Raw genomic sequence first — 11729 nt, 5'->3', positions numbered from 1 at the left:
TATTTTTATGATTTTAGCACTAAAACCTAGAGTTACCATAACAGCTGGAACACGGGTTCTAATATTTTCCTCAGGCACCCATTTAGATATACTATTAAGTACCTTTTAAATTTGATTGAAGATATTGCAATCTACCTCCTAATAAAAAGGCAAATCTTCCTGTCCCATAACTTTTACCTAGCTCAATATCTACCATTGAGCCGTCCTCGAAATCATGTTCATCACGATTCAAAATTTCAGGATTCAATGGCTTATAACGCTCGTAAATTGAAGCTAGACGAACCTGTACATAAGATTGGGCAACTACCTGGCTAGGCCAAAACACACTCAAAAAAAATAATATACCAACAAAAATCTTACTTGTATAGTTGATTCCGTAATCCGTATTCCTCCTCTAAACTTTTACTTATGCTTAAATTTTGATAGTCCCAAATCTAGAACGGAGCCCGTTCCTGCATTTACCAATTGCATCACCAAGTCCATAATTATCGTTTCGGCACATGCCAGAAACCATTCAAGCCCGTCCCTAAGTTTCTTTTCATCAAGAAATAATATCGTGTTTCATGTATCGCTTGAAAGCGTATACCAAATCGCCCCTAACCCTAAGGCTTGCCACCCTACTAACAAACTAAAATAGTCTAATTAAGAAACTTATCAATATTGATTTTTCTGCTATTGTTATTCGCCAACCTAATCGATAGTAATATTTTATCAAGTGTTATTCTATCCAGGTATTTTCCATTCGTAATTACAGCATTTATAGTTCTTGTATTTTTTATATCCTCTAGTGGGTTTTTCGTTAAAAGGATCAAATCGGCTCTGCGCCCAATCTCAACTTTCCCTGCATTACTCTGCATCCATTGCGCTGGAGCTACGGTAGCTGCATAAAGCACCTGGCTTTCCGTTAATCCACATCTATTAAGAGATTCTAACTCATCAAGCAAAGAGAATCCAGCAACAACACCAGGGCCATTGGAATCTGTTCCTGCTGTAACAGTAACACCATTTTTAATCAAAGCTTTGATCATTATGTGCATAGCATGTACATACGTTTTCCAGAATAGTTTGTGATTTTTAATTTGTTCCGCACTATTTTTAATTGCCATATTCTCATAACTATTGTTTCCCGGCAACCAACCTTTTGCCAATTGCGAACCTTCTATTTGTCCTGGGTTTTGATACTCTAATTCAATGGTTTTTAGAAAATTATCTATATCAAAATTTTGCTTGGGGATACTTTCAATTATCCAAAGAGTAGAAGAAACAACTATATTTTTTTCTTTAAGTTTAATAGCAATTTGGTCTGCATTTGTTTTAAGATATTTTAAGTATTCTTCCGAATTGTCTGACCACATACCGCCAAACTCTTTAATTGTACTCTTTGTTATTTCTTCAACATGTGCTAATTGTGATTGCCCGGAATTATAAAAATCCTCCAAACCTACGCTTGGCGGTAAATGACCTATTACAGGAATACCTTGTTTTTCAGCTTCGTCTGTTAGTGCAAAATGGACTTCCGTGTTAGGGTTATATGATTTGATGGCATCATAACCTTGGCTTTTAAATTTTCTAACTGCTCTTCTTGCTTGAGTTGGCGTATTGTACTTAATAGCGTCGCCAAATAAGGTTTTAATTCTTTGAATCAACCCCTTTTTTGAACTCATTCCACCTGCTGCAATGTATATTTTTGGGCTAAGAGCACCTTCGTTGGCTTCTTTGCGCCATTTTAATATTAAGTTATCACTTTCCGAATTATTGTTAGCAATGTGAGTAACACCATTGGCTAAATATAGCAGTAAATCATTTTTACTTCTATGAAGATGTGCGTGTGTATCAACCAAGCCAGGGATAAGATACTGCCCAGTTCCATCTATTATATTATATTCATTTGGAAAACTGATTTCTTTAGCAACTTGTGTGATTTTATTATCCTTTATCAAAACAGTTAAACTGTCTAACATTTTTGTGCAATCTGCGGATAATACACTTACGTTAGTAATGGCTAATGGTGAAGTAGGTATTTTAAATATTGATGGATTAACCAGTTCTGTTTTTTCGCCACGGTGCTGTTTAATTAGAGATTTTACCCCAAAACAGGATACTACGCTTATTGTACTTAAAGCGGTGAGGACATATAAGATTCATTTTTTAGTTGTTTTAAATTTCATAATGATTTATTGATTGACAAGTCAAAAATAGAATCAATAAAACCCTACGACGGTATTTTAAGCAATAAGGTATAAAAACTATTGTTTTAGGTACAAAAATTATAGCGACAATAGTGTTTTTTTATAGCTTTTGGACACCGGTAATTCTATTTGGGTTAAAGAAATCATACCTGAATCTTTCCAAAACTTAAAATGGGAAGGATTAATTAAATGAGAACGATGTACTTGCGCCCAAGTGTTAGCAAGCAACTTAGCATAGTTATATGATATTTGACATCCTGTTATACTTAATTTAGACGACTTAAAATAGGTTATGAATATCTGCTGCTTTCTTCATTATACCGCCAGTGGTAAGCATTACGAATAATCACAAATAGCACTACAACTTCGATACCAGCACAAATTAGATAATGCGGCATTAAACTACCCCCGCCAACCACGTAGATGCTGGTAAGTATAGCAGCCCCAATATTTAGGGAGCGGTTAATTTTATAAGGCAAAACCCTAGAAAAATAAATCATAAGAATAGGAATATTAGTTAAAACTGCTGCAACTGCCATCGTTGTTTTAACTTCCCCTATAATATCGTCAAGGGTGTTTTCAAGCACAAGACCAACAATTATAGTTAGGATGTCCGCAAAAACAAGATTGAGCATCACTACAATCCACAGGGTTGATAATCTAACTTTAACATCCATATTTTTTTAGTGTTTAGTTTTAAAAATTATATCCGAAATAAAGCCCAGGTTCTCCAAAAAAGAATTTTGAATAGTGATCATTGATTGCTTTAAAAGGTTCCGGCATGGTTGTTTGATATGCCCTGTGTGTAATCGCAAAAGAGGGTTCTACAAAAAACTTCCCCTTAAAAAGTTTAACGTGGTAGCCAAGTCTATACGTATTAAAGATTTGAAATCCATTGTCTATTTTATTATCATTTTCATCTACAAAAGACTGCCAAGCACTCATCACATGAACGCCAGTGTACAAACCTTTCCACCAAAAACGTTGATATGCCAGTGCAAATCCATATTCCCTGATATAACCTGGGAATGTTGTCTCTGGTGCTTCCCATGAGGGACCATATGGAATACCGAGAGACCAACCATATTTCCAAGTTTTAAGTTCCAACGAAACTACATCGTTTCCGGTTAAACGATACCCTAGACTAACTTGAACAAAATCAGGTTTATTCTTTGGTAGAAAATTACCCAACATAGCAAAAGTACTCCCAACAAAACATGCTTTAAAGTTGACATCTGAGGTGTCATATTGCGCATTAAGATTTACGAAAATGGCTAAAAAAAGGGTGAAAAAAATAACTAAATTATTCTTTTGCATGGATTCTTCTGTTAAAGTTTAATACCAGGGCAAAAGTATATGGAGTGTGAGCTAAAAACCGTTCACCTAAGGTAATTAAGGATATGTAGTTTACCCTTTTTTTTCTAGTAACCTTGTTCGCATACGGCTCAAGGATTGTGGCGTAATCCCCAAATAACTTGCCAGTTGATGTTGCGGCACCCGTTGCACCAAAGCTGGTCTGGATTCTAATAAACTTAAATAGCGTTGCTCGGGAGAAGACGTTTTAAATTCATCAAAACTACTTTGGTTTTTAGAAATTAGCTGTTCGGAGAGTATACGGCATAGCGATTCAAATTTTGGGAATTTCTTAAAAACTTCTACTTCCATATCTGGTGTAGAAACCGTGATAATGGAATCTTCTGCGCATGAAATATAATATTCGGAAGCTTGTTTACTTACCACACAGTTTGGCGTAACACCTTCCATCTCCGTATAAAAATCTGTAGTCTTCTCTTCGCCGTCAATCATATAATACGCTCGAATACATCCTTTTAAAACAAAATAACCATTTAAAGAATACTGTCCTTCTTTAAGTAGCACTGTTCCCTTTTTTATGGTGCGGAAAATATCTAAAGAAAGTATCGTATTCTTTTCTTCCGCTGTTAACGAAATGTATTTGGAAATAAAATCAAAAAGGATGTTTTCCATTACTTTAAATGATATTATGATAGGCTGTTTTACTACAGATTCTGTTATTATTTAGATTTTAATGGTGTATAGATTTCAATCAAAAAACCAATATTATCTCGAACACATCCGACTTTCTGTGTCAAAGATTTTTCGGTTAACGGTTCAAATTTAGTGCGTTTTAAAATCTCTTTCAATATTTTCAGTCATAAAAGCTAATGCTACACCAAATGGTTTCCTTGAATACTTGATTTTTTCAAATCCGCTCTTAAAGTACATATGATAGTTGTTTCCCGTAAGTAATTTCCGTAAGTAATTTTCCGTAATCCTTTTCAGGTCTATTGAATTTACGGCTAAATCCAACTACTTTTTCATAGCACTCAATAGTCTCCAACATATTCTCTACGTAAAGTATGGTGTAAGCATATGTAATCTTTCGGTTTGCTTTTCCTAGTTACTAAACTTCAACTTCTTTTCAATAGCTACGATTATTTCGTTGGCAATATCCTTTCCGGTAGCGTTTTCTATGCCTTCCAATCCTGGGGAAGAATTAACCTCCAACAACAAAGGTCCTTTATTGGAACGGATGATATCCACACCGGCAACGGCCAAGTCCAGTATCTTCGCTGCCTTTATGGCCAACTTCTTCTCCTCCGAGGTAATCCTTATAATAGATGCCATACCGCCTTGGTGTATATTGGCTCGAAACTCACCTTTTTGTGCCTGTCGTTGCATACTAGCTACTACTTTTCCGTTGACTACAAAACAACGAATATCTTGTCCGTTTGCTTCTTTGATGAACTCTTGTACCAATATATTGGTGTTGACACTTTTAAAAGCGTTGATTACACTTTCTGCAGCTTTGTTAGTCTCTGCCAAGACCACACCTTTTCCTTGGGTACTTTCCAAGAGTTTTATGATTAATGGTGCCCCGTTAACCATTTTGATAAGATCTTTGGTGTCTTGTGGTGATTTTGCAAAACCCGTTATCGGAATATGGATATCGTTCTTGGAAAATAATTGCGAAGCAAATAATTTATCCCTAGACTGTGTTATGGATTCCGCCGAATTTTGGCAATAGGCACCTAAATTGGTGAACTGCCTAATCAACGCGCAACCGTAAAACGTAACGGATGGTTTTATACGCGGAATTACGGCATCAAAATCGGTCAATATATTCCCGCCTCTGTACCGTATTTCAGGAGAATTGGCATCCAATTTCATGTAGGCCAGTTCTACGTTCAAGAACTGGATTTCGTGACCTCGGGCCTCTGCAGCCTCTATGATTCGCATATTGCTGTACAGGTTTGGATTACTTGCAAGCAGCGCGATTTTCAATCCTGTTTTTTCCTTTTTAAACGGCGCATACTTTACGTCTATTTCGTCATTAGAAAATTCCTTAGCTGCATAATTCAATACCGGATTAACGATGTAACGATCGTTCAAAGCCTCACGACCCAAAAGCATACGAAACTCCATGGTGTCCCGATTGGCTAAGGTCAGCTCTACATCAAAGGTATCGTCGCCTATGGTTAATGGTGTTTTTACTACCAATCGCTCCTCGGAAATACCGGAGGAACTCTTTACCATACGCCGATCTACTAAGCGAGCTTCACACTCAATAGCGATACTCCTATTCTCCTGAAGTGGATTGACTTCAAACCGCACCCACTCTTGTGTTCCTTTTGTATATACTTTTAAATTGGTCGCTTGAATAGAGGAGGTTTTTGCTCCGGAATCTACCCTAGCCTTAATTGCCGGGACACCCAAACTTTCAAAAACACACCACTCTTCGCTTCCTATTATTTTTAAATCCTTCAACTCTTTTTTATTTTTTTCGTAGTTCAAAGATATCAGTTCTTCTGTCTTTTAAGTTCCTTACCGCACCAAATTGATTCAATTCCCGCAACAAATCGATATCTACATCAGCAATTAGTATCATTTCCGTGTTCGGGGTTGCCTCCGCTTTTATCCCATTGGTGGGAAAAGAAAAATCACAAGGCGTGAAGACCATGGATTGAGCAAACTGGATGTCCATGTTCTGAACATTAGGCAAATTCCCCACGCTACCTGCAATGGCGACATAACATTCGTTTTCTATGGCTCTTGCTTGCGCGCAATGTCGGACTCTGGAATAGCCGTTCTGCGTATCCGTTAAGAAAGGAATAAAAAGGATATCCATACCTTCATCTGCTAGTAGACGACTTAACTCTGGAAACTCAGAATCATAACAAATAAGTATCCCTATTTTTCCGCAGTCGGTATCAAATGCTTTTAGCTGTGTGCCGCCTTGCATTCCCCAAACCTTGGCCTCATCCGGAGTTACATGTAATTTTTCATAACGCTCCATACTACCATCGCGACGGCAAAGGTAGCCCACATTGTACAAGCGACCATCTATCATTTCAGGCATACTACCCGTGATGATATTGATATTATAGGATATAGAAAATTCCGAGAACTTCTGTACAATGCCCTGGGTATGTTTTGCGAGTTCCCTGATAGCATCCGGCGTAGACAAATGGTTGTCCTTAGCCATCAAGGGAGCATTAAAAAACTCAGGAAACAGGGCGAAATCGGACCGATAGCCCGATACCGCGTCTATAAAATACTCTGCCTGCTCCAATAAGGCTTCTAAATCTTTATAAGGACGCATTTGCCATTGTATCAATCCTAAACGGATAATTGTTTTCTTAGTAGCTGCTTTTTTGGAAGGTTTTTGGTAATAAATATTATCCCATTCCATCAAAATCGCAAAATTATTAGAAGCTGTATCGCTTGGCAAATAGCCTTTCATGACCTTAGCGGGATGAAAATCGTTGCTAATCTGAAAATTAAGCACTGAATCTTGAATTTCCTTTCTTCGCACTTTGGCAATATATTCCTTTGGTGTCAACTCCTTGGAATAAGTATGGAAATTAGGCATCCTTCCGCCAAAGACAATACTCTTTAAATTCAGTTTTTCGCAAAGTTCCTTTCTGTAATCATACAATCTTCTGCCCAAACGCAAACCCCTAAACTGTGGTTTTATAAATACCTCTATCCCGTACAACACATCGCCATACGCATCATGGGTGCTAAAGGAATAATCTCCAGTAATCTGCTCGTAGGTATGCTCGTCATCAAACTTATCATAGTCTACGATGATAGCAAGTGCAACACCAGCCAATTGTCCGTTGATTTTGATAACGACTTGGCCTTCTGGGAATTTCTGAATTAAAGAGATAATATGCTCTTGTTTCCAGTAGGCGCCAGGCATATTAGTATATGCAGAAATCATGACGGTCTTAAGTTCCTGATAATCGTCCAGGTCCAAAAACTTTAATTCAATATTTTCAATTTCCTCTATGTTCATCTATAATTAACTAAGTACTCTTAAGTGAAGGAAATACTAATACGGTGCCAACATATATTGGCACTGTACAATTTGTTTGAAAACTACTCGGAAACGGCCTGGAAGTCTGTAGATAAGGAAAACGGGGCCTGACACAACACCTTAGTCGTCTGAATCTTCAGTATCTGCCATATCCTCTGGGTCTGGCTCCACCACAGCAGTTGGGTCATCGTCTTCAAAATCCTCGTAATCAGCAACATCGTAATTTTCCATGGTATATCCCAGTTTTTCACTAATTTTTACCAAGTACTTGGTATCTGCCGTTAAAACCTCCACAGCCTCTACACGTTCTCCTTTTGAGTTACGAAAAGAAATAACATCACAATCGTCGTACCCATCTGGGTAGCGTTCCACAGTAAGTTTCAAAACTTCTGGTGTTAATTTTTTAAAATCGACAATAATTTTATTTAAATGTGCGTGTCTGTCCATAATTACATATCTAAAACATAGGCAAAAATTAAGGGAGCAACAATGGTCGCATCACTCTCTATGATGAATTTTGGGGTATTGATATCCAATTTACCCCAGGTAATTTTTTCATTGGGTACCGCGCCAGAGTAAGAACCATAACTGGTGGTACTATCACTTATTTGACAGAAATAGCTCCAGAACGGCGTATCTGTACGTTCCATATCTTGATATAGCATGGGAACCACACAAATTGGGAAATCTCCTGCAATACCACCTCCGATTTGAAAGAATCCTATTCCCTTCTCGGAGTTATGGGTGTACCAGTCGGCTAAAAAGGTCATGTATTCTATTCCAGATTTCATAGTGCTGGCCTGTAGTTCACCCTTCAATACATAGGAAGCGAAAATATTCCCCATCGTACTATCTTCCCAACCCGGACAGATAATAGGTACGTTTTTTTCCGCAGCAGCGTACATCCAAGAATTTTTCAAATCTATCTCATAGTGCTCCTCTAAAACTCCTGAAAGTAACAATTTATACATATATTCATGCGGAAGATAGCGTTCGCCTTTAGCCTCGGCGTCCATCCAAATCTTAACAATATGTTTTTGAATTCTACGGAATGCCTCTTCCTCTGGAATGCAGGTATCCGTAACACGATTCAATCCTTTTTCAAGTAAATCCCGCTCGTCTTGTGGCGTTAGATCACGATAATTAGGAACACGTTTGTAGTGGGAATGTGCCACTAAATTCATGATATCTTCCTCTAAATTTGCGCCAGTACAAGATACGATTTGCACCTTGTCTTGCCGAATCATTTCTGCGAAAATCTTACCTATTTCCGCAGTGCTCATAGCTCCCGCAAGGGAAACCAACATTTTAGAGCCTTGGTTCAGTTGTGCTTCATAACCTTTGGCTGCATCCACTAAAGCAGCTGCATTAAAATGTAAATAATATTTTTCAATAAAATTAGAAATGGCTCCTTTAGTCTTCATCCTCTTCGAATTTTGAATTGGTATTTGATTTATAATCTACATCACTGATGTTGTCATAATTCTCCTCTACATCTTGCCCCATAAACTTATAGCTTAACATTTTGTAATATAATTTAGCAGCTAAAAAATCTGAAGATTTATCAGCGCTATTGGGACAGAGCTCCACAATATCAAAGCCAACAACGTTCTTCTCCTTAAACACCTGTTTTAGGAATTCTAAAGTCTCATACCATATCAAGCCCCCTGGCTCCGGTGTTCCCGTAGATGGCATAATGGAAGGGTCTAATACATCTAAATCAAAAGTTATAAAGACATTTTCCGTGCACGCTTCTACCACTTTATCTATCCAATATTCATCGTTCACCATATCATGGGCAAAAAAGGTCTTTTCTTCGTCCATAAAGGTCTTTTCGATTGCATCCATAGAACGAATACCTACCTGCACTAAATTTGTAGTCTGGCTAGCTTCGTGAACGGCGCAGGCATGATTGTATTTGGTACCGTCATAAGATTCACGCAAATCGGCATGAGCATCTATATGCAACACAGTGAGATTATCAAAACACTCATTAAAGGCACGGATGCTTCCTATAGAAACAGAATGTTCTCCACCAAAAAGGGTCACAAACTTGTTGCGTTTAATATACTCCTTGGTCGTCTTATGTACGGCATTTACCATAGCCTCAGGACTACTATTTTCTAGTAGAGCTTCCGTAAGATGTATACCTTGTTCATACACTTCTGAGCCGGTCTCAATATCATACAGCTCCATATTTTCAGAAGCTGCTAAAAAAGCTTCAGGACCTTTATCGGCTCCCTTGCCCCAGGTACTTGTTCCATCATAAGGAACCGGAATTAAAACTACTTTCGCAGTTTCCAATTGTGCGAATTCGTCGGCAATACCCGCGTAATTCTTTGCGTGTTTCATTTTATTGTTTGTTGATTTTAACTTTTATTTCTTGTTGACCTTTGTTGCTGTATTCAGCCTTCTAAATTTTTAACTAACCCCGTGGTTAACTATTTCTCTTTTCTCCTCTTTAACTTCCACATTAACATCATACCCTAAAATCTTCAATAAGTCCTCCGCTTTTTGCTGTGGGTTAAACAAACTGGTTACGATATTTCCTTCTGTATCCCTATCTATTAGAATATGTTTGGGCTGTGGTATAAGACAATGTTGCAAACCACCATAACCACCTATGGTTTCTTGATAAGCTCCCGTGTTGAAAAAACCAATATATAAGGGTCTATCCTTTTTATATTTAGGCAAGTAAATAGCGTTCCTATTCTGCTCGCTATTATAATAATCATCACTATCACACGTGAGTCCACCCAAAAGCACACGCTCGTACTCATCGTTCCAACGGTTGATGGGAAGCATTATAAAACGTTTGTTTATTGCCCATGTATCCGGTAACGTAGTAATGAAAGAAGAATCTATCATGTTCCACTTTTCACGGTCGTTCTGTTGTTTTTGGTATAGTATTTCGTAGATAGCACCACCTGTTTCCCCTACCGTAAAACTTCCGAATTCAGTAAAGATGTTAGGAACGGACACCAGGGCTTCATCACACGTAATCTTTATTTGATTGATGATTTCGTCAATCATATATTGATAATCGTACTCAAACGCCAAAGAATTTTTTATAGGAAAACCGCCACCGATATTCAAACTATCTAAAGACGGACAGATTTTTTTCAATCGCACATACACCTTTAAACACTTAGCAAGTTCGTTCCAGTAATACGCGTTGTCGCAAATACCTGTATTGATAAAAAAGTGAAGCATTTTCAGTTCAACCTTCTCGTTGTTCTTTATCTGGTTTTTGTAAAAGGGAACAATATTCCTATATCCAATTCCTAATCTAGACGTATAGAACTCAAATTTAGGCTCCTCCTCAGAAGCAATACGAATTCCTACCTGAAAATCATTCTTTATTACGTCCGACAATAAATCTATTTCCTCATAATTATCGATTATGGGAATACAATTCCGGTGCCCTTCATTGATAAGCCTGCCGATGTTTTCGATATACTGATCACGTTTAAAGCCATTACAGATAACAAACGTATCTACTTTTATCTTGCCCTTGGCTTTGAGTTGCTCTACAATATTAATATCAAAGGCAGAAGAGGTCTCTATATGAATATCATTCTTTAAAGCCTCGTTTAAAACATGCTGAAAGTGGGAGCTTTTAGTACAATAGCAATATTTGTAGTTGCCTTTGTATTGGTATTTTTCCATGGCATTGGCAAACCAAGTTTTAGCTCTGTAAATATTCTCAGATATTTTAGGCAAATACGTAAACTTTAAAGGGCTACCGTACTGGGCCACCACTTGGTTTAGCTCTATGCCATGAAAACGCAGATGCTCGTCCTCCAAAGTAAATTCTTCTTGAGGAAAATGATAAGTTTGATTTATTAGATCAATATATTTAGTGTTCATTTTTGAATAAATGTTTGAAAATTAAAAATCAATAAAACATAGACAACATAATAACGTGGTCTATCAAAAAATTACATTGATTATAATTTTCAAATAAGAATCTGTTCCTGAGTTGTAGGAATAAAGAAGTAGTCGTGCTGACTTTGCACGATGGTAATATGGTAATCAGAAGTTAGCTTTAAAATTCGGTTGCCCATCTGATGAGCTGCTAAAGGGTTTGACTTCTTAATTCCCCATAACCCGAACACAGAAACACGGTTCATGATGTTCAGCTAATGCCAAAAAAAGCAAATCGTTATGTTCCGATTCGACATAGCAAATGAAATATA

Annotated in this window: 11 protein-coding genes; all 11 read right to left on the bottom strand. The window is 37.5% G+C overall.

Translation table 11 applies throughout. The features are described 5' to 3' along the window. Positions 1 to 94 precede the first annotated feature (94 nt). Complete coding sequence (locus Q360_RS0111010; RefSeq protein ID WP_036195699.1) at positions 95 to 331, bottom strand: hypothetical protein; 237 nt, start codon at positions 329 to 331, stop codon at positions 95 to 97. Between the two features lie 307 nt (positions 332 to 638). Beyond that, positions 639 to 1961, bottom strand: a complete 1323-nt coding sequence (locus Q360_RS23000) for an amidohydrolase family protein (RefSeq protein ID WP_051554672.1) — start codon at positions 1959 to 1961, stop codon at positions 639 to 641. 518 nt (positions 1962 to 2479) lie between these two features. Next, a complete protein-coding gene (locus tag Q360_RS24675; protein WP_051554671.1) occupies positions 2480 to 2866 on the bottom strand; it encodes a DUF6326 family protein in 387 nt (128 codons plus the stop codon). 19 nt (positions 2867 to 2885) lie between these two features. Then, positions 2886 to 3506, bottom strand: a complete 621-nt coding sequence (locus Q360_RS0110990) for a hypothetical protein (RefSeq protein ID WP_027077146.1) — start codon at positions 3504 to 3506, stop codon at positions 2886 to 2888. Positions 3507 to 3596: 90 nt separating this feature from the next. Then, the gene (locus Q360_RS0110985; RefSeq protein WP_027077145.1) at positions 3597 to 4175 is read right to left on the bottom strand and encodes a Crp/Fnr family transcriptional regulator; all 579 of its coding nucleotides are present in this window, start codon (positions 4173 to 4175) and stop codon (positions 3597 to 3599) included. Between the two features lie 429 nt (positions 4176 to 4604). Continuing rightward, entirely contained in the window at positions 4605 to 5975 is a 1371-nt protein-coding gene (gene rimK / locus Q360_RS0110975) for a 30S ribosomal protein S6--L-glutamate ligase (RefSeq protein WP_027077143.1), read from the bottom strand. 7 nt (positions 5976 to 5982) lie between these two features. Next, positions 5983 to 7509 carry a bifunctional GNAT family N-acetyltransferase/carbon-nitrogen hydrolase family protein gene (locus Q360_RS0110970; RefSeq protein ID WP_027077142.1) on the bottom strand — a complete coding sequence of 509 codons (1527 nt, stop codon included), beginning with the start codon at positions 7507 to 7509 and terminating at the stop codon, positions 5983 to 5985. Positions 7510 to 7650: 141 nt separating this feature from the next. After that, a complete protein-coding gene (locus Q360_RS0110965) occupies positions 7651 to 7977 on the bottom strand; it encodes a hypothetical protein (protein ID WP_027077141.1) in 327 nt (108 codons plus the stop codon). A gap of 2 nt (positions 7978 to 7979) precedes the next feature. After that, positions 7980 to 8954, bottom strand: coding sequence for a deoxyhypusine synthase family protein (locus Q360_RS0110960; protein ID WP_027077140.1), 975 nt, complete (start codon positions 8952 to 8954; stop codon positions 7980 to 7982). Continuing rightward, positions 8944 to 9882 carry an agmatinase gene (speB, locus tag Q360_RS0110955; RefSeq protein ID WP_027077139.1) on the bottom strand — a complete coding sequence of 313 codons (939 nt, stop codon included), beginning with the start codon at positions 9880 to 9882 and terminating at the stop codon, positions 8944 to 8946. Before speB ends, Q360_RS0110960 begins: the two co-directional genes overlap by 11 nt. 69 nt (positions 9883 to 9951) lie before the next feature. Next, positions 9952 to 11400 (bottom strand): arginine decarboxylase, encoded by a 1449-nt coding sequence (locus tag Q360_RS22990; protein ID WP_051554670.1) that lies wholly within the window; start codon positions 11398 to 11400, stop codon positions 9952 to 9954. Positions 11401 to 11729 lie beyond the last annotated feature (329 nt).

The organism is Maribacter antarcticus DSM 21422 (assembly GCF_000621125.1).
Taxonomy (GTDB): domain Bacteria; phylum Bacteroidota; class Bacteroidia; order Flavobacteriales; family Flavobacteriaceae; genus Maribacter; species Maribacter antarcticus.
Note: the sequence above shows the minus strand (reverse complement) of the source record. Positions and strands in the feature narration are given on the sequence as shown.

Excerpts from the sequence above, each read along its gene's own strand:
- Q360_RS0110965 (WP_027077141.1), bottom strand. The coding sequence starts at position 7,977 with ATGGACAGACACGCACATTTAAATAAAATTATTGTCGATTTTAAAAAA.
- speB (WP_027077139.1), bottom strand. The coding sequence starts at position 9,882 with ATGAAACACGCAAAGAATTACGCGGGTATTGCCGACGAATTCGCACAA.
- Q360_RS0110985 (WP_027077145.1), bottom strand. The coding sequence starts at position 4,175 with ATGGAAAACATCCTTTTTGATTTTATTTCCAAATACATTTCGTTAACA.
- Q360_RS0110960 (WP_027077140.1), bottom strand. The coding sequence starts at position 8,954 with ATGAAGACTAAAGGAGCCATTTCTAATTTTATTGAAAAATATTATTTA.
- Q360_RS23000 (WP_051554672.1), bottom strand. The coding sequence starts at position 1,961 with ATGTTAGACAGTTTAACTGTTTTGATAAAGGATAATAAAATCACACAA.
- Q360_RS22990 (WP_051554670.1), bottom strand. The coding sequence starts at position 11,400 with ATGAACACTAAATATATTGATCTAATAAATCAAACTTATCATTTTCCT.
- Q360_RS0110990 (WP_027077146.1), bottom strand. The coding sequence starts at position 3,506 with ATGCAAAAGAATAATTTAGTTATTTTTTTCACCCTTTTTTTAGCCATT.
- Q360_RS24675 (WP_051554671.1), bottom strand. The coding sequence starts at position 2,866 with ATGGATGTTAAAGTTAGATTATCAACCCTGTGGATTGTAGTGATGCTC.
- Q360_RS0110970 (WP_027077142.1), bottom strand. The coding sequence starts at position 7,509 with ATGAACATAGAGGAAATTGAAAATATTGAATTAAAGTTTTTGGACCTG.